This is a genomic window from Bradyrhizobium sp. 154 (assembly GCF_023073875.1).
Lineage (GTDB): Bacteria > Pseudomonadota > Alphaproteobacteria > Rhizobiales > Xanthobacteraceae > Bradyrhizobium.
In genome coordinates this window covers 192,658-215,539 of the sequence record NZ_JADPKG010000112.1, presented here as the reverse complement: position 1 = coordinate 215,539, position 22,882 = coordinate 192,658, and the positions used below count along the sequence as shown (strand labels likewise).

General features: G+C 63.8%; 17 protein-coding genes. 5 read left to right on the top strand and 12 right to left on the bottom strand.

All coding sequences use genetic code 11. The features are described 5' to 3' along the window. The first annotated feature begins 28 nt into the window (after nucleotides 1–28). The gene (locus IVA92_RS28205) at nucleotides 29–604 is read left to right on the top strand and encodes a hypothetical protein (protein ID WP_247279306.1); all 576 of its coding nucleotides are present in this window, start codon (nucleotides 29–31) and stop codon (nucleotides 602–604) included. Nucleotides 605–771: 167 nt separating this feature from the next. Here IVA92_RS28205 and IVA92_RS28200 read toward each other — a convergent pair whose 3' ends face one another. Then, nucleotides 772–1,596 carry an NAD(P)-dependent oxidoreductase gene (locus IVA92_RS28200; RefSeq protein WP_247279305.1) on the bottom strand — a complete coding sequence of 275 codons (825 nt, stop codon included), beginning with the start codon at nucleotides 1,594–1,596 and terminating at the stop codon, nucleotides 772–774. Nucleotides 1,597–1,687: 91 nt separating this feature from the next. On the opposite strand from IVA92_RS28200, the gene IVA92_RS28195 reads away from it, so the two are divergent. Then, nucleotides 1,688–2,656 (top strand): SMP-30/gluconolactonase/LRE family protein, encoded by a 969-nt coding sequence (locus IVA92_RS28195; protein WP_247279304.1) that lies wholly within the window; start codon nucleotides 1,688–1,690, stop codon nucleotides 2,654–2,656. 195 nt (nucleotides 2,657–2,851) lie between these two features. Here IVA92_RS28195 and IVA92_RS28190 read toward each other — a convergent pair whose 3' ends face one another. Then, nucleotides 2,852–4,282: an aldehyde dehydrogenase family protein gene (locus IVA92_RS28190; protein ID WP_247279303.1), complete on the bottom strand. Its 1,431-nt coding sequence runs from the start codon at nucleotides 4,280–4,282 to the stop codon at nucleotides 2,852–2,854. A gap of 272 nt (nucleotides 4,283–4,554) precedes the next feature. Then, nucleotides 4,555–6,918 carry a transketolase gene (locus IVA92_RS28185; RefSeq protein WP_247279302.1) on the bottom strand — a complete coding sequence of 788 codons (2,364 nt, stop codon included), beginning with the start codon at nucleotides 6,916–6,918 and terminating at the stop codon, nucleotides 4,555–4,557. Nucleotides 6,919–7,051: 133 nt separating this feature from the next. Between IVA92_RS28185 and IVA92_RS28180 the strand changes: the two genes are divergently transcribed. Continuing rightward, on the top strand, nucleotides 7,052–7,513 hold the full coding sequence (locus IVA92_RS28180) for an Lrp/AsnC family transcriptional regulator (protein ID WP_247279301.1): 462 nt from the start codon (nucleotides 7,052–7,054) through the stop codon (nucleotides 7,511–7,513). A 4-nt stretch (nucleotides 7,514–7,517) separates the two neighbouring features. Here the strand turns inward: IVA92_RS28180 and IVA92_RS28175 are convergent, their stop codons facing one another. The 9 genes from IVA92_RS28175 to IVA92_RS28135 form a co-directional block, all read right to left on the bottom strand. Then, nucleotides 7,518–8,597 carry a zinc-binding dehydrogenase gene (locus IVA92_RS28175; protein ID WP_247279300.1) on the bottom strand — a complete coding sequence of 360 codons (1,080 nt, stop codon included), beginning with the start codon at nucleotides 8,595–8,597 and terminating at the stop codon, nucleotides 7,518–7,520. 60 nt (nucleotides 8,598–8,657) lie between these two features. Beyond that, entirely contained in the window at nucleotides 8,658–9,599 is a 942-nt protein-coding gene (locus IVA92_RS28170; protein WP_247279339.1) for a DMT family transporter, read from the bottom strand. Between the two features lie 187 nt (nucleotides 9,600–9,786). Beyond that, nucleotides 9,787–10,626 carry an aldo/keto reductase gene (locus tag IVA92_RS28165; protein ID WP_247279338.1) on the bottom strand — a complete coding sequence of 280 codons (840 nt, stop codon included), beginning with the start codon at nucleotides 10,624–10,626 and terminating at the stop codon, nucleotides 9,787–9,789. Nucleotides 10,627–10,750: 124 nt separating this feature from the next. Beyond that, the gene (locus IVA92_RS28160; protein ID WP_247279299.1) at nucleotides 10,751–13,453 is read right to left on the bottom strand and encodes a nitrate reductase; all 2,703 of its coding nucleotides are present in this window, start codon (nucleotides 13,451–13,453) and stop codon (nucleotides 10,751–10,753) included. Between the two features lie 27 nt (nucleotides 13,454–13,480). Beyond that, nucleotides 13,481–14,698 (bottom strand): FAD-dependent oxidoreductase, encoded by a 1,218-nt coding sequence (locus IVA92_RS28155; RefSeq protein ID WP_247279298.1) that lies wholly within the window; start codon nucleotides 14,696–14,698, stop codon nucleotides 13,481–13,483. Between the two features lie 74 nt (nucleotides 14,699–14,772). Then, on the bottom strand, nucleotides 14,773–16,152 hold the full coding sequence (locus IVA92_RS28150; RefSeq protein ID WP_247279297.1) for an MFS transporter: 1,380 nt from the start codon (nucleotides 16,150–16,152) through the stop codon (nucleotides 14,773–14,775). A 339-nt stretch (nucleotides 16,153–16,491) separates the two neighbouring features. Continuing rightward, complete coding sequence (locus IVA92_RS28145; RefSeq protein ID WP_247279296.1) at nucleotides 16,492–17,286, bottom strand: ABC transporter ATP-binding protein; 795 nt, start codon at nucleotides 17,284–17,286, stop codon at nucleotides 16,492–16,494. 11 nt (nucleotides 17,287–17,297) lie between these two features. Next, a complete protein-coding gene (gene ntrB, locus IVA92_RS28140) occupies nucleotides 17,298–18,194 on the bottom strand; it encodes a nitrate ABC transporter permease (protein WP_247279295.1) in 897 nt (298 codons plus the stop codon). Between the two features lie 61 nt (nucleotides 18,195–18,255). Continuing rightward, complete coding sequence (locus IVA92_RS28135) at nucleotides 18,256–19,575, bottom strand: CmpA/NrtA family ABC transporter substrate-binding protein (RefSeq protein WP_247279294.1); 1,320 nt, start codon at nucleotides 19,573–19,575, stop codon at nucleotides 18,256–18,258. Nucleotides 19,576–20,244: 669 nt separating this feature from the next. Between IVA92_RS28135 and IVA92_RS28130 the strand changes: the two genes are divergently transcribed. After that, nucleotides 20,245–21,084, top strand: coding sequence for a formate/nitrite transporter family protein (locus IVA92_RS28130; RefSeq protein WP_247279293.1), 840 nt, complete (start codon nucleotides 20,245–20,247; stop codon nucleotides 21,082–21,084). A gap of 66 nt (nucleotides 21,085–21,150) precedes the next feature. Next, nucleotides 21,151–22,881, top strand: coding sequence for a bifunctional protein-serine/threonine kinase/phosphatase (locus tag IVA92_RS28125; RefSeq protein WP_247279292.1), 1,731 nt, complete (start codon nucleotides 21,151–21,153; stop codon nucleotides 22,879–22,881). Nucleotide 22,882 lies beyond the last annotated feature (1 nt).

Genomic DNA, 22,882 nt, shown 5'->3' with positions numbered 1-22,882 from the left:
TTTGGCAGGCAAATTTCGGGAGGTGTCGATGCGCAACGCGCTTGTGAGCACAGCCTTGGCTGCGTTGCTCGCCTTGATCGCCGACGTGAGGCATCCTGCAGCGCAATTTGCTCCCTTCTTTCCGCCAGCGCCGCAGACGTTCGCACCGACCACCGCGCCGCCGGCCGACACGACCGAGCAAACCAGGACAGCCCCTCACCGAAGCAGCAAGGCGGATAGGAAGCACGAAGAGAAGCACGAAGTCGTTCGTCGGCCGCCAAATCAGCGGAAGGTCGCCGAAAAAAACGGATACAAGCGGGTCAGCGATCTCGTGAATTTCCCGAAGTTCTTTCCGGGCCTCGGCATCATCTTCGTCAAGCCCGACGCTTTACCGCTGGGGCCGTTCCTGTGCTTCGATCGCAGGGATCGCTTGGTGGCGACCGTGTACATGGTCCCGAACAAGGACATCGAAGATCGCAAGTCATTGGACGGGGCGGGGTCCGCGGCACCGGTTGATCATGTCAGCCTCTACTTCAACGCGGGTCACCCCGGCGTGGATGTGCCGCATTACCATGTGGTGCTCTGGCACGTGACCAAGAAACAGGAAGCGCGGGTTGCAAAATGACGTGGGCCAGCTCATGCGATCACACGGGCTCCGCCTTGTTCGAGCACGTCACGAACGATTTGCCCGCGGCGCTCGCGGACATGCGTTGATCGGCTACAATTGCCCGCCTTGAGCCGCAGCCGGGCGCTTGGTCCGACTGCAGCAAATGTCAGGCATGGGAAACCCGTCTACCGCTTATTCCAGTCGATGATCCGGCTCGCGTCGCCGTCAAACTCGTTGCTGCAGAAGGCGCCGCCTTGATAGTGATCACCGATCGGATCCGGCTTGAGCTTGGCCTGCTCGGCCATTGCGTGCGCCACATGATCCTCAGAGCGGCCAGTGGGGCGATAGCCGAACTCGTAGGCGCGGTGGTTGTCCCACCAGGCGCGCTCGTTCAGGGACACGCCGTAGAAGATCTCGAAATGGATGTCGGGATGCTCGAGCCCGATCTGGCAGAGCTGCACGAGGTCGTCGGGCTTGAGCCAGATCGCGAGCCGGCGATGGTCGAGCGGCATGTCGCCGAAATTGCCTATGCGCAGGCAAGTCACCTTCAGCCCGTGCTTGTCGGCGTAGAGCGCGCCGACGGCCTCGCCGAACACCTTGCTGACGCCATAGCGGCCGTCGGGGCGCGGGGTGACGTCGGTACCGATCTTGTGGTGGCGCGGATAGAAGCCTACGGCATGGTTCGACGAGGCAAACACCACGCGCTTGACGCCCTTGCGGTACGCGGCCTCGAACAGATTGTAGCAACCGATGATGTTGGCCTGCAGGATGCCGTCCCAGGGGCCTTCGACCGAATAGCCGCCGAAATGGATGATGCCGTCGACGCCCTCGCAGATCGCCTCGACCTGCGAAATGTCGGAGAGGTCGGCGGCCTTGAACTGCTCATTCGGGCCGAGATCGGCAGGCTTGCGGATGTCACTGAGCAGCAGGTCCGGGTAGATCGGCGGCAGCAATTTCCGCAGCCGCGTACCAATCCCGCCCGAAGCTCCCGTCATCAAAATGCGCGGCATGTCGTTCCTCGTATGTAGCGACCGATTTGCGGCCGTAGATATCTGATGCTAGCAGACTTGCACAGAGGGAACGCAACAACGAGACCTGCACATGAACGATGCATCGTCCCACACACAAGGCTGGCGGCCGGCGACCTATTACCCCGATCCGGCAATACGTGCACTCGATCCCCGCTTCGAAAAATACTGGCTAAAACTTTCGGCGGTGGAGCGGCTGGCGACCGGCCTGCGCTGGGCCGAGGGGCCGGTGTGGTTCGGCGACGGGCGCTACCTCTTGTGCAGCGACATCCCGAACCAGCGCATCATCAAATGGGAGGAGGAAACCGGCACCGTCAGCGTGTTCCGGAAACCCTCGAATTTCGCCAATGGCAACACCAGGGATCGCCAGGGCCGGCTCGTCACCTGCGAGCATGGCGGCCGCCGTGTGACCCGCACCGAATATGACGGCACCATCACCGTGCTGATGGATTCGTTCAATGGCAAGCGGCTGAACTCGCCGAACGACGTCGTGGTGAAGTCCGACGGCTCGATCTGGTTCACCGATCCGACCTTCGGCCTGCTCGGTAATTACGAGGGCTACAAGGCCGAGCCCGAGATCGAACCGAACGTCTACCGGCTCGATCCTGCGAGCGGCAAGGCGACCATCGTCGCAGAAGGCGTGCTCGGACCGAACGGGCTGTGCTTCTCGCCGGACGAGAAGATTCTGTACGTCGTGGAATCGCGCGGCGTGCCGAATCGAAAGATTCTCGCCTATGACGTCGCGGCGGACGGCACCACGGTCGCCAACAAGCGCGTCCACATCGATGCAGGTCCCGGCACGCCGGACGGCATGCGCTGCGACATCGACGGCAATCTCTGGTGCGGTTGGGGCATGGGGGATCCCGAGCTCGACGGCGTGGTCGTGTTCGCGCCTGACGGCGTCATGATCGGCCGCATCGCGCTGCCCGAGCGCTGCGCCAATCTCTGCTTCGGCGGCGTCAAGCGCAACCGCCTGTTCATGGCGGCGAGCCAGTCGATCTACGCGTTGTACGTGAACACGCAAGGTGCGCTCGGGGGATAGGTGCTCCGGTCGTCATTGCGAGCCAACGGGTCCGCGCGCAGCGCGGCCCGATGACAGGCTCCGCGAAGCAATCCAGACTGTTTCCCCGGAGACGGCCTGGATTGCTTCGTCGCAAGGGCTCCTCCCAATGACGGAAACGAAATACGCCGGAGCGGTTTCCCGCTCCGGCGTCAAATTTGGTTCAGACGATAAAGGTTACGCCGCGTTGAAGCCGGCGACGGCCTTCACTTCGAGGAAGTCTTCCAGGCCGTACTTGCCCCACTCACGGCCGTTGCCGGACTGCTTGTAGCCGCCGAACGGCGCGGTGCGGTCGTTCGGCACGCCCTGAAGGTTGACGTTGCCGGCGCGGATCTGACGCGCCACCCGCTTGGCGTCCTCGACGGTCGCGCCCGAGACGTAGCCGGCAAGACCATATGGCGTGTCGTTGGCGATCTTCACCGCATCCGCCTCGTCCTTGGCGCCGATGATGGTCAGCACCGGTCCGAAGATTTCCTCACGGGCGATCGTCATGTCGCTGGTGACGTCGGCGAAGATGGTCGGGCGGACATAGAAGCCCTTGTTGACGCCTTCGGGCAGGCCCGGGCCGCCGGCAACGAGCGTCGCGCCCTCGTCGATGCCCTTCTTGATCAGCGCCTGGATCTTGTCCCACTGGCCGCGGTTGACGACCGGACCGATGGTGGTGCCTTCGGCGCGGGGATCGCCTGCCTTGGTCTTGTCGGCGACAGCCTTCGCGATCGCGGCGACTTCCTTCATCTTCGACAGCGGCACGATCATGCGCGAGGGCGCGTTGCAGGACTGGCCGGAGTTGTTGAACATATGCATCACGCCGCCGGTCACCGCCTTCTGCAGGTCGGCGCCTTCGAGGATGACGTTCGGCGACTTGCCGCCGAGCTCCTGGCTGACGCGCTTGACGGTCGGAGCTGCGCGTTTCGCCACGTCGATGCCGGCGCGGGTCGAGCCGGTGAACGAGATCATGTCGATATCGGGGTGCTCGCTCATGGCGGCGCCGACCTCGGGGCCGAGGCCGTTGACGAGATTGAACACACCCTTCGGCACGCCCGCTTCATGCAGGATCTCCGCGAAGATCAGCGCCGAGGTCGGTGTGAACTCCGACGGCTTCAGGATCATGGTGCAGCCGGCGGCGAGCGCAGGCGCAACCTTGCAGGCGATCTGGTTCAGCGGCCAGTTCCAGGGCGTGATCATGCCGACCACGCCGATCGGCTCGCGCAGCACCATGGCGGTGCCGACCGGCTCCTCGAAATGGTAGTTCTTGAGCACGTCGAGCGTGGTCATGAGATGGCCGAGGCCGGCGCCGGCCTGGAGCTTCTCTGCCATCGGCAGCGGCGCGCCCATCTCGTCAGAGACGGCGGCGCCGATCTCCTTGAGGCGGCCCTTGTAGATCTCAATGATTTTCGTGAGCAGCGCGACGCGCTCCTCGCGGCTGGTTTGGGAGAACGTTACAAAGGCGCGCTTGGCGGCGGCAACGGCCTTGTCGACGTCGGCCTTGGAGCCCAGCGCAACCTCGTACATCGCCTCTTCCGTCGCCGGATTGACCACGGCGGTGGACTTCTTGACGGCGGGATCGACCCAGGCGCCGTCGATATAGAATTGCATGCGATTGACCATCGTTAACCTCTTCTTGGGGGCTTGGAGGGGGCGTTTCGGCAGGCATCCTTGCACGAAAGCGCCGGCAATTGAACCCGCCATATGCGGGGCCAGCGTTGCGGCGGACTGAGGCTATATGAGCCGGCGGTGGGAACGTGGCAAGGTTCTCTCGATCGTCCATTCCGGGGCGGCTCGAAGAGCCGAACCCGGAATCTCGAGATTCCCCGGTGCGCAATTGCGCACCTGAGGTTCGCGCTAACGTGCGCCCCGGAATGACAGCGGAGTCAACTCAACTATACCGCCATCTTCCGGTGCAGCACCGGTGCGCCGGTGGTGAGGCTTTCGGCCGCATCGATGATGGCGTTGGCATCGATGCCGTGGTGCCGGTAGAGGTCGGCGATCGTGCCGGTCTGACCGAACTGCTCGACGCCGAGTGCCTCGACGCGGTGGCCGCGGACGCTGCCGAGCCAGCCGAGCGCGGCGGGATGGCCGTCGATCACGGTCACGATGCCGCAGTCGCGCGGCAACGGCGCCAGCAGTTTCTCGATGTGGCTGAGATGCTGCACGCCGCGGCGGTCGCGCCGCAATCTTCGCGCGGCGGTCCAGCCAGCGTGGAGACGGTCGGCCGAGGTGATCGCGAGCAGGCCTACATCGCGGCGACTCTCGCCGATGAAGCCGGTCGCCTCGATCGCTTCCGGCGCGACTGCGCCGGTATAGGCGATCACGACTTCGGCATTCGGCCCCGGTTTGCGCAGCCAATAGGCGCCCTCGGTGATGCCCTGCCTCAGCTCCGGAGTCATGATGCGCTGCGCCTGCTCGATGCTGCGCGTCGACAGCCGCAAATAGATCGAGCCGCCCTCGCCGGCCTCGCGCTGCATGTGCTCAAAACCGAAAGCCATGATGACCGCGAGCTCGTCGACGAAGGCCGGCTCGAATGAGGCGAGCCCATCCTGCGCCATCCCAATCAACGGCGTTGCGATCGACTGGTGTGCGCCCCCTTCGGGCGCAAGCGTGATGCCCGATGGCGTTGCCGCCACCATGAAGCGCGCATCCTGATAACAGGCATAGTTCAGCGCATCGAGACCGCGCTCGATGAAGGGATCGTAGAGCGTGCCGACCGGCAGCAGCCGCTCGCCGTTGATCTGATGCGACAGGCCGAGCGCCGAGAGCATGATGAACAGGTTCATCTCGGCGATGCCGAGCTCGAGATGCTGCCCCTTGGGGGAAGCATCCCAATTATAGGTCGAAGGAATTTTCTCGCTGCGGAATAAGTCCGCCTTCTCCGCGCGGGCGAACAGGCCGCGGCGATTGACCCAGGGGCCAAGATTGGTCGAGACGGTCACGTCAGGCGAGGTCGTGACGATGCGCTTCGCGAGCTCGCTGTCGCTGCGCGCGATCTCGTTCAGCACGAGACCAAAGCCCTGCTGGGTCGACATCTGCGGTGACGGCTTGAACGCGAGCTGCTGAGGCACCTCGACCACGGGTGCGCTCAAGCGACGGCCATCCTGGTTGAACGGCACCCGCGCCAGAAAAGCTTCGAGTTCGGCCGGGTCTTGCGCGAGCCCCTCGAACTTGTCCCATTCATGCCCGGGCCGGATGTTCTGGCTGTCGCGAAACTTCTCCATCTGCGCGACCGTCATCAGCCCCGCGTGGTTGTCCTTGTGACCCTGGAACGGCAGGCCGACGCCCTTGATGGTGTAGGCGATGAAGCAGACCGGGTGATCGTGGTCGATGGACTCGAACGCCTCCAGCATGCTCGCCATGTCGTGGCCGCCGAGATTCGACATCAGCGCCAAGAGCTCGTCGTCGCTGCGCTTGTCAATCAGCTTGGTGATCGGGCCCTGGTCGCCGATCTCATCGTGCAGATGCTTGCGGAACGCCGCGCCGCCCTGAAAACACAGCGCTGCATAGAGCGCGTTCGGACAATTATCGATCCAGCGCTTCAACGCCTCGCCACCCGGCTCGGCAAAGGCCTCGCGCATTAGCCGGCCATATTTCACGATCACCACGTCCCAGCCGAAATTGCGGAACATGGTCTCGAACTTTTCCCAGAGCCCTTCGCGCACGACGGCATCGAGCGACTGCCTGTTATAGTCGACCACCCACCAGGTGTTGCGCAGGCCGTGCTTCCAGCCTTCTGCAAGGGCTTCGAAGATGTTGCCCTCGTCCATCTCGGCATCGCCGACCAGCGCAATCATCCGCCCTTCGCGGCGATCCTTCATCCAGCCATGCGCCTTAACGTAATCCTGCACCAGCGAGGCGAACAGCGTCTGCGCGACGCCGAGGCCGACCGAGCCGGTGGAGAAATCGACGTCGTCGACATCCTTGGTGCGTGAGGGATAGGACTGCGCGCCCTTGAAGCCGCGAAAATTCTCCAGCTTCTCGCGGGTCTGCCGGCCGAACAGATATTGGATGGCATGGAACACCGGGCTCGCATGCGGCTTCACTGCGACGCGATCCTCAGGTCTCAGCACGCTGAAATACAGGGCCGACATGATGGTGGCGAGCGAGGCGGATGAGGCTTGGTGGCCGCCGACCTTGAGGCCGTCCCCGCTCGGGCGGATGTGGTTGGCGTGGTGGATGGTCCAAGACGAGAGCCACAGCGCTTTGCGGCTAAGGGCGGTCAGGATGTCGAGGCGGGCGGAATCAACGGGCATGGCAATGCTCCCGGAAACAGGTCGGCCGATGATACGCCTGCCGGCCGCGCCAGACTTCTCAATTTTTCGCGCCATACCCGCTTGTCTTGGGATACTTTACCAACGGAAGGCCAAATATACAGGTTTGATCCCAATGCCCGAGCTCGACACCATCGATCGAAAAATCCTCGCGCTGCTCCAGACCGACAGCCGCATGACCATGCAGGAGCTTGCCGACAAGGTCGGGCTCTCGGTCTCGCCCTGCCACCGCCGCGTCAAGCTTCTGGAGGAACGCGGCGTCATCTCGCGCTACGTTGCGACCGTCGACCAGAAGGCGCTGGGGCTACACGTCAGCGTCTTCATCTCGATCAAGCTGGCGCGGCAGAAGGAGGAAGACCTCAACCGCTTCGCCCGCGCGATCTCGAAATGGGACGAGGTGCTGGAATGCTATCTGATGACCGGCAATCGCGACTATCTGCTGCGCGTGGTGGCCGCCGACCTCGCCTCCTACGAGACGTTCCTGAAGACCAAGCTGACCCGGCTCGACGGCATCGCTTCGATCGAATCGAGCTTTGCGCTGAGCCAAGTGAAGTATTCGATTGCGCTGCCGGTGTAGCGTATCACCGCCACGGCTGCACGATGATCTTGGTGTGCGCCTCGGGATTGGCAAGATCGGCGAACGCTTTTGCGACGCCGTCTATACCGACCTCCGCGGTCACCATCGCCGCCGCATCCACCTGCCCTTCCGCGATGAGACGCAGCGACGCTGCGAACTCGTCCGGGGTGTAGCCGAGCACGTACTGGACGTTGAGCTCCTTCATGATGCCTAGCATCGGCTCGCTTTTGTCGGTTTCCATGCAGACGCCGACCACGACAACGCGCGCATCGCGCGGCGCGCCTTCGAACACCTGCTGTAACAGGCCGGGCACGCCGACACATTCGAAAATGATCGCAGGCCTCAGCGCGGGCAGCATGGCCTGGAACGGCGGTCGCGCTGCCTTCTCGGCCTCCGACATCTGGGCGTGCTCGGCCCAGGTCGCATAAGGCTGCGACACCCGGGGATCGACGACGATATCCGCGCCAAGCCTGGCCGCAAGCGCGCGCCGCGCCGGCGAATAGTCGGCTGCGACGATCGGATGCAGCCCCTTGAGCTTGAGCGCAGCGATCACCGCAAGCCCGACCGGGCCGCAGCCGATCACCAGCGGCACCTCGCCGCCACGGATATTGGCTTTTGCGACGGCATGGACGCCGACGGCGAGCGGCTCGGTCAGCGCAGCATGTTCCGGCGCAAGGCCGTTTGGCACTTCGAGCAGCAGCGGCTCGCTGAGCAGCATCGCCTCGGCATAGCCGCCGATATTGTCGTTGGAATAGCCGATGCCCTCAATGCCCTGCGGCGTCACCAGGGCCGGCAGCGAGCAGACCCGCGTCCCCGGCCTAAGCTTGCGTTCGGTGCCCGGTCCGTAGTCGACGATCTCGCAGCAGAACTCATGACCGAACACGACGTCGCGGCTGAGATCCATCGGCTTGCGGCCGGTCTTCCGCGCCATCTCCACCATGCGATGGGCGTGCTGGCGTGCGTGCAGATCGGACCCGCAAATGCCGCAGGCGAGCGTCTTGACCAGAACCTGGCCGGGACCCGGCGTCGGCTCCGCCATCCGGTCGACAACAATCTCACCGTTCCTGAAAATCGCAGCGCGCATCCGGCTCCTCCCGTGGTGTTGGAGCCATTGGTACCACGACGCGCGACGCGCGATCTTGCCTCAGGGGTTCGGGGAGCGCTCTTCCAGCACCAGGAGTTGGGCGCGGCGCACCCGCTCGCGATGGGCGATGTAAAGGCCGCTCGCGACGATGAAGGCCGCGCCCACGATGGTCCAGAGGTCAGGCACCTCACCGAAGATGAAGAAGCCCAGAATGCTGACCCAGAGCAGCTGGGTGTAGGAGAACGGCGCCAGCACCGAGGCATCGCCATAGCGATAGGCCAGCACGATGATCCACTGGCCGACGGTAGAGGCAACTCCGATCACGATGCCAAGCCCGATCGCGGTCCAGCTCGGCGTGACCCAGACGAACGGCACCATCACGGAAAGGATCGCAACGCCCGTCAGCGCCGAGTAAGCCATGGTGGTGAGAACCGCCTCGCGACCGCTCATCATGCGCGTCAGGATCAGCGCGGCAGCCCAGCAGAACGCCGAGATGATCGGGAAGAACGCCGCGGCATGAAATGCGCTGGAGCCCGGGCGCAGGATGATCATCACGCCGGTCAGGCCGATCGCGGTGGCGATCCAGCGGCGCAATCCGACCTTCTCGCTCAGGAAGATGATCGACAGCGCGGTGACGAACAGCGGTGAGACGAAGCCGGTGGCGGAGGCTTCCGCAATGGGGAGGAAGCGGAGACCGGTGATGAAGAACAGGGAGGAGCCGAGCAGCGCGGCGCCGCGCATCAATTGCAAGCCGAGGCGCTCGGTGCGCATCGCATGCAGCGGCGAGCCCGGCAGCATCACCGGCGTGAACATCAGCGCGAAGGTGACGAAGCGGATCCAGGTGATCTCGATCGACGGCAGGCTGGTCGAGAGATATTTCGCGGTGACGTCGGATGTGCCGAGAAACACCGTCGACAGCAACACCAGCGCAATGCCTTTGAAGGGATGATCGACGCGCGCGGGCGCGCGGCGAACTTCCTGCTTCTTCTCCGGCACGGGCATGGGAATATTGTCGAGCCTTGCGGCTGCGGCGGGCGGCGGTGTCACGGCTGGAACCCGGGAAAATGCGAATCGAGAACGCTCGTAAAAAACGACAAATGCGCCGCGCCCGCAACTTCCGAAAACAGGATGCCGATATGCGCTGACGCCCGCGCGCGTCAATACTCCATTAATAATGAGCGTTTGTGCATTACAACATGGGCAGGCTGCGCGGCTTCGGCCCGCGCGGAAACGCCGCATCGAGCGCCGCAATCTCGTCTTTCGTCAGCACGAGATCGCCGGCAGCCGCATTTTCGCCGGCATGTTCCGCGGACGAGGCTTTCGGAATCGCGAACACCGTAGTTGCACGGGTGAGGAAGCTTAGTGCGACCTGACGCGGCGTCACGCCACGCGCCTCCGCAATGCGCCCGAGCACGGCACCACCCTTGCTGCGCGCGTCCGGGAAATCGTCATGACCAAACGGCGAATAGGCGACCACGGCGACACCATGCCGCTCACACCAGGGAATCACGGCATGCTCGATCGCGCGTTCCTTGAGATGATAGAGCACCTGATTGCATGCGATCCGCCCCTCGCCCGCAACCTCGAGTATTTCGTCAAGATCCCCGGCGTCGAAATTGGAGACGCCCCAGGACTTGATCTTGCCGGTCTTCACCAGCTCTTCGAACGCGGCGACGGTGTCCTCGAGCGAATAGGAGCCGCGCCAGTGCAACAGATAGCAGTCGAGCCGATCGGTCTTCAGCCGTTTCAGCGAACGCTCACACGCCGTGATCGTGCCGCGGCGCGAGGCGTTGCTCGGCAGCACTTTTGAGACGAGGAACACTTCATCGCGACGGCCCGCAATCGCCTCCGCAATGACGAGCTCGGCATCGCCATACATCTCGGCGGTGTCGATGTGGGTCATGCCGAGATCGAGCCCGCGCTGAAGCGCGGCAATGGTGCGGTTGCGGTCGCCACGGTCGAGATACCAGGTGCCCTGTCCGATGACGGAGACGTTGGCGCCGGTCGTGCCGAACGAGTTTAATTTCATCTGCAATCCTCATCTCCGCTGCCTATGTCGTCCTGGCGAAAGCCATTACCACAGGGAGATGTTGTTACAGAAGACGGTGGCGACAGTTCTGTTCCGCGCGCGATGAGATGGGAGCAGCGCGCCGCTACCCCGCCGCCCCCGCAAGCTTGCCCTGCTTCGCCGGCACTTCCGTCGTTGCAATCAACCGCTTCAGCTCGGGGATGCAGGAGCCGCAATTGGTGCCGGCCTTGAGCTTGCCGCCAATCTCGGCCGCGGTGCGCGCCCCGGCGGCGATGGTGTCGCAGATGGTGCCGCGGCCGACGCCGAAGCAGGCGCAGACGATCGGCCCGGTCGAGGCCGCGCCCTCCGTCGACTTGCCTGCCAGCAGCATGCGGCGCTGCTCGTCGGTGACGTGATCGGAGGCAAAGGCATTTCTGACCACTTCCCAATCGCCGGCATCATGCCCGGGGCCGACGAACAGGCAGGCCTCGATGCGATCGCCCGCGAACGAGGCTGCGCGATAGATGCCGCCGCCGAAATCGCGATATTCGGCAACGTCCTCGCCGGCGACGCCGTCGAGCCAGGCCGGCCAGCGCGATAGATCCGCATTGTCGGCGAACAGATAGCCGAAACCGCCGGGGACCGTGACGCGGGTCCACAACAGGTTCGGCGGCAGATCGAGCTGCTGTCGCGACAGCGCAAAGCCGCGAAAGACGTATTCGTAAGGCGCGATCGCGACTGGGGTCGCCTTGGACTCGGGCTGTCCGGAGAACGGATCCGTGAACGGCTGCACCAACGCCCCGACGCGGCCATGCGAGGCATTCATCGCGCTCCAGTGGATCGGAACAAACAGCGTGCCGCGCTGCTGGCGTTCTGTGACAGCGACCTTCAGAATGCACTGGCCGTAATCAGTGCTGACGCGGGCATAGCCGTCATCGACGATGCCGTATTTGCTGGCGTCGTCCGGGTGGATCTCGACAAACGGCTCGGGCAGATGCGCGCCGAGCCGCTGGCTGAGGCCCGTGCGCGTCATGGTGTGCCACTGGTCGCGGATGCGTCCGGTATTGAGCCTCAGGGGACGCGAGGCGCCGGTCTCGCTGCGCAACGCCGGCACTTCCGGCGCGACGAAGCGGCCCTTGCCGTCATTGGTGAAGAAGCCGCCATTCGCGAAGAAGCGCGCGCCGGGCGCCTCGCCTTGGCGCGCCGGCCACTGCACCGGCTTGAGGGCATCGAAAGCGTCGTCCGACAGCGAGGTCAGGGCGCCGATGTCGAAATCACGGCTGCCGTCGTTCTCGAAGGCCGAGAGCGCCGCGTGCTCGCGAAAAATCTCGGCGGCCGATTTGTAGTTGAAGCTGTCGCCGAAGCCGAGACGTTTTGCGGTCTCGCTCAGGATCCACCAATCGGGGCGCGCCTCGCCGGGCGCCGGCAGGAACGAGCGCTGGCGCGAGATGCGGCGTTCGGAGTTGGTCACCGTGCCCGACTTCTCGCCCCAGGCGAGCGCCGGCAACAGCACATGCGGACCCGCCTCAACCGTGTCGTTGGAAAGCACGTTCTCGGAGACCACGAACAGCTCGAGCTTCTTCAGCGCCTCGCGCACGAAGTCGGCATCGGGCAGCGACACCGCGGGATTGGTGCCCATCACCCAAAGCGCCTTGACCTCGCCGCAGTCGATCGCCTCGAACAATTGCACTGCCTTCAATCCTTCATGGGTGGCGATGCGCGGCGCCTTCCAGAACCGTCTGACACGATCGATGTCGGGCGGCGTGAAGCCCATATGGGCGGCAAGCATATTGGCGAGGCCGCCGACCTCGCGGCCGCCCATGGCGTTGGGCTGGCCGGTGAGCGAGAACGGCGAAGCGCCCGGCTTGCCAATGCGTCCCGTCGCAAGATGGCAGTTCAGGATCGCGTTGACCTTGTCGGTGCCCTGCGCCGACTGGTTGACGCCCTGCGAATAGAGCGTGACGACGCGCGGCGTGTCGCGGAACATCTGAAAGAAGGCCGCAACATCCTGTTCGGAGAGGCCCGTGGCCAGCGCGGTCGCAGTGACGCTGCCAGCAATGTTGCGCGCGCGAGCCAGCGCATCGTCGAAACCCGAGGTGTTGTTCGCGATGTAGTTCTGATCCAGCGCGCCGTTGTCGGCGAGATGGATGAACAAGCCGGAAAACAGCGCGGTGTCGGTTCCGGGCTTGAGGCCGAGGAACAGATCGACGTCATCAGCGGTGTCGGTGCGGCGCGGATCGATCACGATCATCCGCGCACCACGCTCCTGCCGGTTCTTCAGCATGCGCTGGAACAGCACGGGATGGCACCAGGCCGCATTCGATCCGACGAAGACCAGCAGGTCAGCCTGGTCGAGATCCTCGTAGCAGCCGGGCACAGTGTCGGCGCCGAAGGCGCGGCGATGACCGGCGACCGAGGACGACATGCACAGCCGCGAATTGGTGTCGACATTGGCGGTGCCCACAAAGCCCTTCATCAGCTTGTTGGCGACGTAATAGTCCTCGGTAAGCAATTGGCCGGAGAGATAGAACGCGACTGCGTCGGTGCCGTCGCGCGCCACGATGTGCTGCATGCGGTGGGCGACGTGATCGAGCGCATCGCTCCAGGCGACGCGCTCGAGCACGCCCTTGCAGCGGATCATCGGATAGAGCAGACGGCTTTCGAGGCCGACGGTCTCGCCCAGCGCCGAGCCCTTCGAGCACAGCCGGCCGAAATTGGCGGGATGCTCGGGGTCGCCCGCGATAGCCGCGCCGCCCTTGCCGTCCGGCGTCGCCAACACGCCGCAGCCGACGCCGCAATAGGGACAGGTCGTCTTGGTCGTGCGGAGCGCGGGATCGATCGCCGTCATATCGAACTGCCTTATCAAGCCGCCTTGTCAAGCCGCCTTGGAGGGACGCGCTAGCGCGCGGCCGAACATCATGTCGGTGCGGATCGCCGCCACCTTGTCGCGATTGCGGATCAGTTCGAGATACCAGAGCGCATCGACGGTATCGCCGATCAGCACGGCACCGGTGAGCCGGCCGTCAGCAATGACGAGCTTCTTGTAGGTGCCGCGCCTGCGGTCGGTGAGCACGAGGCTCTCGCTGCCCTCGCCGCCCATGAAGTCGCCGGCCGAGAACACGCCGACGCCAGAGACTTTCAGATTGGTCGAGACCACACTGCCCTGGTAGGCGGCCGGACGGCCGGCCAGATGCCGCGCCAGCACCCGCGCCTGCTCGTAAGCCGGCTCGACCAGGCCATAGCAGATGCCGCGATGCTCGGCGCATTCGCCCAGCGCGAAGATGTCGGGCGAAGCCGTCTGCATCACATCGTTGACGACGACGCCGCGGTTGACAGCGATGCCGGCGTCCTCGGCCAGTGCAACGTTCGGCTTGATGCCGGCGGCGAAGATCACGGCGTCGGCCTCGATACGGCTGCCATCGGCAAGCTCGACGGCCTCGACACGGCCCTCGCCATGAATGCGGGCGGTCGAGGCATTGAGCAGGATCCGGATGCCCTTGCGCTCGACCAGCGTCTTGAGCAGATCGGCGGCCGGCCCATCGAGCTGGCGCTCCATCAGCCGGTCCATCAGATGCAGCAGCGTCACCGGCGCGCCGGCCTTGGCAAGTCCATACGCCGCTTCGAGACCGAGCAGGCCGCCGCCGACCACGATGACGCGCTTCTTCGCCGCAGCTAGCGTCAGCAACAGATCGACGTCGCGCGTATCGCGGAAAGTGTGCACGCCGGCTAAATCGGCGCCCGGCACGTTAAGCCGCAGCGGCGTCGAGCCGGTGGCGAGCACCAGCTTGGAATATTCCATGCTCTCCTCACCGGCGATCTTGAGCTCGCGGCGGCCGGTATCAATCTCGGTGACCCGATAACCGTAGCGCACCGTGACGCCGCGATGGCGCCACCAATCGGCCGGCCGGAGCTCGATCTCGTGCGAGCCGGTCTCGCCAGCCAGCACGGATGAGAGCAGCACGCGGTTGTAAGCGAGCCGCGGCTCTTCGCCGATGACGGCGACCGCGTAGCGGCCGAGCGCGGTCTTGGCGAGCTCATCGACCAGTCGCGCGGCCGCCATACCGTTACCGACAATGACGAGCGGTTCACTCATGGCAATTCCCTATTCCATAGCCTGCGGTGGAGCTTCTCCCCGCGTACGGGGAGAAGCGAGCTTCGTACCGAGTGTCACACTCTTGCTTCCGCAAGGCTCGACGCGCCTTCACCCTGCGGGCTGCGACGCAGGTAGAACCACCAGGTCAGAGCGAGGCAGGAGGCGTAGAAGGCGAGATAGATCGCGAGCGCGAGCTGCGGTCCGCCGGTCAGGGCGATCGACTTGCCGAAGCCGGTCGGGATCAGGTAGCCGCCGACCGCGCCGATCGCACCGATGAAGCCGACCGCCGCGCCGCTCTCGATGCTCGCCGTCTTCAGCGCGAGTGCGCGCGCCGTATCACCCTTGCCGCGCACCTTGAACAGATTCTCCTCGCGAAAGATCGAAGGGATCATGCGATAGGTCGAGCCGTTGCCGATGCCCGTCGTCACGAACAGGATCAGGAACATCGACAGGAAGCCGATGAAATCCTTCTGTCCCACGAAGTAGAGCACGCCAACCGTGGCGCCCGCCATCATGATGAAGTTCCAGAAGGTGATGATCGAGCCGCCGATCTTGTCGGCAAGCCAGCCGCCGAGCGGGCGCGAGAGCGAGCCGACCAGCGGTCCCATGAACGCGATCGAGATCGTCACGGCCGGGAATTGCGTCTTGATCAGCAGCGGGAACGCGGCGGAGTAGCCGATGAAGGATCCGAACGTGCCGATATAGAGGTACGCCATGATCCAGGTGTGCTTGCGCTTGACGATCGCGAGCTGGTTCTTCACCGACGATTTCGCCGAGGTCAGATTGTTCATGAAGAACACGGCGCCGAACACCGCGATCGCGATCGGCAGCACCCACATCAGGCCGGCGTTCTGGAGGAAGACGCCGTCGACGGGCGTGGCCTGGAACAGGTTGATGACCGCGAGCGTCATCAAGATCGGGGTCAAGAGCTGCACGCTGGAGACGCCGATATTGCCGCCGGCGGCGTTGAGGCCGAGCGCCCATCCCTTCATCCGGTCGGGGAAGAAGAAGGAGATGTTGGTCATGCTGGAGGCGAAATTGCCACCGCCAAGGCCCGCGGCCGAGGCAACCAGCAGCATCAGCCAGAACGGCGTGTCGGGTTGGCTCACGAAATAGGCAAGCGACAGCGTCGGAATAAACAGGATCGCTGCACTGAAGACGGTCCAGTTGCGGCCCCCGAAGGTCGTCACGGCAAATGTGTAGGGGAAGCGCATCAGGGCGCCGATCAGGCCCGGCACGGCGACGAGCTGGAACAGCTGGTCGGTGGTGTAGTGGAAGCCCGCCTGCGGCAGCTTGGTGGCGACGATGCTCCAGATCAGCCAGACCGAGAAGCCGATATGCTCGGCCACGATCGACCAGATCAGGTTGCGTCGCGCGATGGTCTTGCCAGTCGTATTCCAGAACGCCTCATCTTCGGGGCGCCAGTCTGAAATCCAGGTTGGATTCTTCGTCATTGAGTATCCCTTCTAGGCTCACCGCTGCGTCGTTGCAGGCTCAGCCTCCGGCCACGGAGGCACGCTCCGAGGCGTCACCCCGGTGGCGAGTTCACGATGCTGATTGATGATGTTGAGGGACGTCGTCGTTGGCGTCGCGCAATCACATTTCAATTTCCGTGCCAGTTGCGCGCACGCTGGAAATATAGGGATTTCAGTACGTTATTCGTATTGCCCGAATTTCTTGCAAGGCCTTTCCGCACGCTAAATTTGCGATTCGCTCAATCCTTGTGCGACGCACAAGGATTGAGCGACATGTCAATTAATTAGGCGCGCGCATGTCGCGCGTTAACGCTTCGGTTACGCGGCCTCGATGAAGCGATGGCGCTCGTAGAGGAATTCGAGCACGCGCTGCCGGCACTTCAAGTAGGTGGCGCTGGTCGCAAGCTCGAGCCGCTTGCGCGGCCGCGTTAGCGGCACCTCCAGCACCTCACCGATGCGCGCGCTCGGCCCATTTGTCATCATGACGATGCGGTCGGACAACAGCACCGCCTCGTCCACGTCGTGAGTAATCATCAGGATGGTGTTGCCGAGCTTCTGATGCAGCGCCATCACGGAGTCCTGGAGATGCGCTCGGGTCAGCGCGTCGAGCGCGCCGAACGGCTCGTCGAGCAGCAGCACCTTCGGCTCCATCGCCAGCGCCCGCGCAATGCCGACGCGCTGCTTCATGCCGCCGGAGATTTCGGAAGGACGCTTGTCCCTGGCGTGGGCCATCTGCACCAGGCTGAGATTGTGCATCACCCAGGCGTCGCGTTCGGCGCGGGATTTGGTCCTGGAAAAGACCTTATCGACGCCGAGCCTGACGTTCTCGTAGACGGTCAGCCACGGCAGCAGGCTGTGGTTCTGGAACACGACGGCGCGATCGGGCCCCGGCGAGTTGACCTCGCGATTCTCCAGCAGCACGCCGCCGGTGGTCGCGCCGGTCAGGCCTGCGATGATGTTGAGCAGGGTCGACTTGCCGCAGCCGGAATGACCGATGATCGAGACATATTCGCCCTTCTCGATCGTCAGGTTGATCTCCTTGAGCACCTCCGTGGTGGCCGCGCCGCGGGTGAAGACCTTGTCGATGTGGTCGAGCTTCAAATAGGCGGTCATGTGCCCTCCTCTCAATTCTGCGCGGTGCCGCGGGTGACGAACTTGCCGATGCCCGCGATCAGGCGGTCCAGCACGAAGCCGACGATGCCCACATAAAACAGCGCCAGGATGATCTCGCTGATATGCGAGGAGTTCCAGGCGTCCCAGATGAAGAAGCCGATGCCGACGCCGCCGATCAGCATTTCGGCGGCGACGATCGCGAGCCACGACAGGCCGATGCCGATGCGCAGGCCGGTGAAAATGTAGGGCGCGGCCGCCGGAATCATGATCTTGGAGAAGAACTCGAGCGGATTGAGCTGCACCACGGCCGCGACGTTGCGATAGTCCTGCGGGATGTTGCGGATGCCGACCGCGGTGTTGATGATGATCGGCCAGATCGAGGTGATGAAGATGACGAAGATCGCCGAGGGCTGGCCGTCGCGAAAGGCGGCGAGCGAGAGCGGCAGCCAGGCGAGCGGCGGGATGGTGCGCAGCACCTGGAATAGCGGATCGAGCCCGCGCATCGCCCAGACCGACTGTCCGACCAGCACGCCCAACGCGATGCCGGCGATCGCTGAGAGCGAATAGCCGAAGGCGACGCGCTGGAGACTTGCGGAGAGATGCCAGAACAGGCCCTTGTCGATACCGCCATGGTCGAAGAACGGATCGAGGATCAGCTCCTTGGTGTCCTTGAACACCTTTGATGGTGGCGGCAGCGCCGAGCCGGCGCGGCGGCAGACCAGCTCCCAGACCAGCGTCAGCAGCGCGATCACGACCAGCGGCGGGATCACGCGCGCGGCCGTCTGCCGCGCCATGCGTGCGTAAGCTTCGGTGCGCGGGGGACGCTTTGGCGTCATCGCGACGACCGGCGCGGCGCTGGCCGCAGGCGTCGCCGTTTCAATCTCAATCTTGGCGGCGGACATATTCATTGCAATCTCTCTCCGACTTCAAAAGACGATGCGGCCGCGCAAAGGCGGCCGCTGGCCCCCATCAGACTTCGACACGTTTGATCGCGAGCGACTTCAGATAAGCAGCCGGATTTTCCGGATCGAATACCTTGCCGTCGAAGAAGGTTTCCTTGCCGCGCGAGGTGGAGGCCGGGATCTCGGAGGCCGCGACACCGAGCGTCTTGGCCGCATCGCGCCACATGTCCTCGCGATTGACCTTGGCGATCAGCGCCTTGGTGTCGAAATTCGCCTCGTACTTGCCCCAGCGGATGTCCTCGGTGAGGAACCAGAGATCGTGGCTCTGGAAGGGGTACGAGGCGAAGTCGCGCCAGTACTTCATGATGTGTGGAGAGTTCTCCACCACCTTGCCGGGGATGCCGTAGTCGAACTTGCCTGCGGTACGATCGAGCACGTCCTCGACCGGGCAGTTCATCCACTGCCGCTTGCCCATGATGGCGGCAAGCTCGGCCTTGTTCTCGGCCTTGTCGGCCCATTGCTGGGCTTCCATCACCGCCATCAATAGCGCCTTGGCGGCCTTTGGGTATTTGTCGACGAAGGCGGCGCGCATGCCGAAGGATTTCTCCGGATGCTTATTCCAGAGCTCGCCGGTCGTTACCGCGGTGTAGCCGATATTCTGATGGATCAGCTGCAGATTCCAGGGCTCGCCGACGCAGAAGCAGTCCATGGTGCCGACCTTCATGTTGGCCACCATCTGCGGCGGCGGCACGACGATGGTCTCGATGTCCTTGTCGGGATCGATGCCGCCGGCGGCGAGCCAGTAGCGGATCCAGAGATCATGCGTGCCACCGGGAAAGGTCATTGCCGCCTTCACGGCCTTGCCGGACGCCTTCTTCTTGTCCAGCGCAGCCTTGAAGGGCGTCGCATCGACGCCGAGCTTGAGGTCAGCATATTCGTTCGCAACGGAGATGCACTGGCTATCGAGATTGAGCCGGGCCAGGATGTACATCGGCGTCGGCTGGTTGTTCTGCGTCACCTTGCCGGCCGAGATCAGATACGGCATCGGGGTGAGGATATGTGCGCCGTCGATGCCATTGCCTTCGGAGCCGAGCACGAGGTTGTCGCGCGTCGTGCCCCAGGAGGCCTGCTTCTGCACGTCGACGTCGGGCATGCCGTGCTTGGCGAACAGCCCCTTGTCCCTGGCGACGAACAGCGGGCCAGCGTCGCTGAGCGCGATGAAGCCGAGCTTGGCGCCCTTGACCTCAGGGCCTGCCTCCTGCGCGAAGACGCCGGCGGGAAAATTCAGTTTTGCGGCGGCGAGAAGTGCGGCGGTAGCGCCGGTCGCCTTCATCAATTGGCGGCGGCTAAGCCCGTTATCCGAGGGCCGGCGGGTGCGCTTGGTCATAGGCAGGTCGTCCTTTGCGTCGTTGCAGAATTGATGGCTTCAGTGCACACGATCAGCCCGTCCGTCCGGCGGCGCCGTATTTGGCGCATGCGAACGCACGACCGGGGAAACCCCCGTCCGGTGGCGTCGGCAAGTCGGATGAGAAGTCTCGCGGGACGGCTTCAATGGCGTCGGCACGGAACTATTCAAGCTTCGTGCCAAGCCTGATGGCCATAATAGGTAAGAACAATCAACATGTTATTGGAATTGCGGCAGGCTGCCGCATCACCGCTTCGCATGTGAAACTTGCGATCTGCTCAATCTTTGTGCGACGCACAAACCTTGTGCAGCAGCTCAAGCAGGAGGCCGACAGGCGCTTCGGGGACCGTTTGAGCAGAGACACATCCCGCTGATATCGCTTCATTTTTCCTCCGCGCACGAGCGGCACGCAACTTGCATTTACTTGGGCGTCAACGAAGACTGCGGCTTGCCGCATGGTTGCAGCCTCTGGCGGCTGCATTCCGGAAGCTCAACTGCTTCGCGGTCCTCTCGCTCGTCGTGACGCGATTCCCAAGGCTTCCAACTCCATAGCCCTCGTGCGCGGCAGGCCAGCCCGCACGACGCCAAGACGTTCAGCGCGCTCTCCATGAGGGTGTGTCGATCTCACTTACGAAGCAAAAGGATCCATTGATGTCGTATCTCGCGCCTTCGGAATTCGTCACCAAGATGGTGGATGCGGGCGAGTCCAAGATCTTCATGTCCACCCGGGATACCATCATCCGCGCCTACATGGCCGGCGCCATCCTCACGCTCGCCGCATGGTTCGCTGTCACGATCAACGTCAACACCGGCCAGCCGTTGGTCGGCGCGCTCTTGTTTCCGGTCGGATTCGTCATGCTGTACCTCCTGGGCTTCGATCTCCTGACCGGTGTGTTCGTGCTCTCGCCGCTCGCCCTGATCGACAAGCGTCCCGGCGTCACACTCGGCGGCGTGCTGCGCAATTGGGGCTTGGTGTTCGTCGGTAACTTCGCCGGCGCGTTCACGGTCGCCTTCATGATGGCCTTCGTCACGACCTTCGGCTTCACACAGCCGCCTGACAAGGTCGGCACCGCCATCGGGATCATCGGCGAAAGCCGGACGCTCGGCTACGCCGCGCATGGTGCGGCCGGAATGGCGACGCTGTTCATGCGCGGCATGCTCTGCAACTGGATGGTCTCGACCGGCGTCGTCGGCGCGATGATTTCGACCTCGGTCCCCGGCAAGGTTATTGCGATGTGGATGCCGATCCTGGTGTTCTTCTACATGGTGTTCGAGCATTCGGTCGTGAACATGTTCCTGTTCCCGTCAGGACTGCTGCTCGGCGCAAAGTTCTCGATCCTGGACTATTTGATCTGGAACGAGATCCCGACCGTGCTCGGCAACCTCGTCGGCGGCCTGGCCTTCACCGGCATGACCCTCTACGCTACGCACGTCATGACCCTGCCGAAGCGCGAGGTCGGCAAGGCTACGAAGCCCCGCGTTGCGGCCTGATCGAATACGTCTCGACAGAGGAGCCTCGCCTGCGCAGGGTGAGGCTCCTCTTTCCTGGTGACGACGATGACCCCCGGACTCCTGATTTCGGTCGGCCAGCACTCCGACAAGGGTCGCAAGCCCCTCAACCAGGATTTTCACGGCGTCCTCATTCCAGAGGAGCCGCTGCTCAGCCTGAAGGGCATCGCCGCCGTCCTCGCCGACGGCATTTCGAGCAGCACGGTGAGCCAGATCGCCAGCGAGTCGGCGGTCAAGAGCTTCCTGATGGACTATTACTGCACGTCGGAATCCTGGACGGTGAAGACGTCTGCCCGCCGCGTGCTGGATGCCACCAATTCCTGGCTGCACGCGCAGACGCGCAAGAGTCAATACGCCTATGATCGCGACAAGGGCTATGTCTGCACCCTCACCGCCATGGTCATCAAGGCGACCACCGCGCATATCTTCCATGTCGGTGACTGCCGCGTCTACCGCGTCGCCGGTAAGGCGCTCGAGCAACTGACCGACGATCACCGGATCATCGTGTCGTCGGAGCAGACTTATCTCGGCCGCGCACTCGGCATCAATCCGCAGCTCGAGATCGACTATCAGGCCTTCGAGATCGAGGCGGGCGACACCTTTCTGCTGGCGACCGACGGCGCCTACGAATTCGTCGACGCGCGCTTCGTCACGAGCGCGCTGAACGAGCACGCAGGCGAGCTCGACGCGGCGGCCAAGGCCATCGTCGAGGAAGCCTACCGGCGCGGCAGCGACGACAACATCACGGTCCAGATCCTGCGCATCGATGCAGTGCCCCAGCGCGAGCCGGCCGGCATCTTCAATCAGACGTCCCAATTGCCGCTGCCTCCGCTGCCGGAACCGCGCGCGATCTTCGACGGCTACCGGATCATCCGCGAGATCCACGGCAGCAGCCGCAGTCATATCTACTTTGCCGTCGACACCGAGACCGAGGAGCCGGTCGCGCTCAAGCTGCCGTCGGTCGACCTGCGCGATAACGCCGCCTATCTCAAGCGCTTCCTGATGGAGGAATGGATCGCGCGCCGGATCGACAGCCCGCACGTGCTGAAGCCGCGGTCACAGTCGAGACGGCGCAGCTATCTCTACATCGCGACCGAATTCGTCGAAGGCCAGACCTTGAAGCAGTGGATGACCGACAATCCACGCCCCGATCTCGAAACCGTCCGCGGCCTGATCGAGCAGGTCGCCGCGGGCTTACGCGCCTTCCACCGCATGGAGATGCTGCATCAGGACCTCAGGCCGGACAACATCCTGATCGACAAGACCGGCACCGCCAAGATCATCGACTTCGGATCGGTCAGGGTGGCCGGCGTCGCGGAAGCGGCGCCGCGAGACGAGGCCGACGACATCCTGGGAACGGTCCAGTACACGGCGCCGGAGTACTTTCTCGGCGAAGGCGGCTCGCCGCGCTCCGACATGTTTTCGTTGGCTGTGATCTGCTACCAGATGCTGACGGGGAAGTTGCCCTATGGCACCCAGGTTGCCCGAATTCGGCGCAAGGCGGACGTGCGGCGACTTCAGTATCGCCCGGCCGACGAGGACCGCAATGTGCCGGCCTGGGTCGACGGCGCGCTCAGGCGCGCGCTACATCCCGATCCCTACAAGCGGCACGAGGATCTGTCCGAATTCGTCTACGAGCTCCGCACGCCCAATCCGGTCTATCTCGACACGCGGATCACGCCGCTTTTGGAGCGCAGTCCGCTGATGTTCTGGAAATTGACCACGGCGGCGCTCGCCTGCGCGGTCGTCGTGCTGCTGGCGATATTGCACGCGCGCTGAT

Bases quoted from the DNA above. Each gene is read 5' to 3' on its own strand.
- IVA92_RS28205 (WP_247279306.1), top strand. From the start codon at position 29: ATGCGCAACGCGCTTGTGAGCACAGCCTTGGCTGCGTTGCTCGCCTTG.
- IVA92_RS28200 (WP_247279305.1), bottom strand. From the start codon at position 1,596: ATGCCGCGCATTTTGATGACGGGAGCTTCGGGCGGGATTGGTACGCGG.
- IVA92_RS28195 (WP_247279304.1), top strand. From the start codon at position 1,688: ATGAACGATGCATCGTCCCACACACAAGGCTGGCGGCCGGCGACCTAT.
- IVA92_RS28190 (WP_247279303.1), bottom strand. From the start codon at position 4,282: ATGGTCAATCGCATGCAATTCTATATCGACGGCGCCTGGGTCGATCCC.
- IVA92_RS28185 (WP_247279302.1), bottom strand. From the start codon at position 6,918: ATGCCCGTTGATTCCGCCCGCCTCGACATCCTGACCGCCCTTAGCCGC.
- IVA92_RS28180 (WP_247279301.1), top strand. From the start codon at position 7,052: ATGCCCGAGCTCGACACCATCGATCGAAAAATCCTCGCGCTGCTCCAG.
- IVA92_RS28175 (WP_247279300.1), bottom strand. From the start codon at position 8,597: ATGCGCGCTGCGATTTTCAGGAACGGTGAGATTGTTGTCGACCGGATG.
- IVA92_RS28170 (WP_247279339.1), bottom strand. From the start codon at position 9,599: ATGCCCGTGCCGGAGAAGAAGCAGGAAGTTCGCCGCGCGCCCGCGCGC.
- IVA92_RS28165 (WP_247279338.1), bottom strand. From the start codon at position 10,626: ATGAAATTAAACTCGTTCGGCACGACCGGCGCCAACGTCTCCGTCATC.
- IVA92_RS28160 (WP_247279299.1), bottom strand. From the start codon at position 13,453: ATGACGGCGATCGATCCCGCGCTCCGCACGACCAAGACGACCTGTCCC.
- IVA92_RS28155 (WP_247279298.1), bottom strand. From the start codon at position 14,698: ATGAGTGAACCGCTCGTCATTGTCGGTAACGGTATGGCGGCCGCGCGA.
- IVA92_RS28150 (WP_247279297.1), bottom strand. From the start codon at position 16,152: ATGACGAAGAATCCAACCTGGATTTCAGACTGGCGCCCCGAAGATGAG.
- IVA92_RS28145 (WP_247279296.1), bottom strand. From the start codon at position 17,286: ATGACCGCCTATTTGAAGCTCGACCACATCGACAAGGTCTTCACCCGC.
- ntrB (WP_247279295.1), bottom strand. From the start codon at position 18,194: ATGAATATGTCCGCCGCCAAGATTGAGATTGAAACGGCGACGCCTGCG.
- IVA92_RS28135 (WP_247279294.1), bottom strand. From the start codon at position 19,575: ATGACCAAGCGCACCCGCCGGCCCTCGGATAACGGGCTTAGCCGCCGC.
- IVA92_RS28130 (WP_247279293.1), top strand. From the start codon at position 20,245: ATGTCGTATCTCGCGCCTTCGGAATTCGTCACCAAGATGGTGGATGCG.
- IVA92_RS28125 (WP_247279292.1), top strand. From the start codon at position 21,151: ATGACCCCCGGACTCCTGATTTCGGTCGGCCAGCACTCCGACAAGGGT.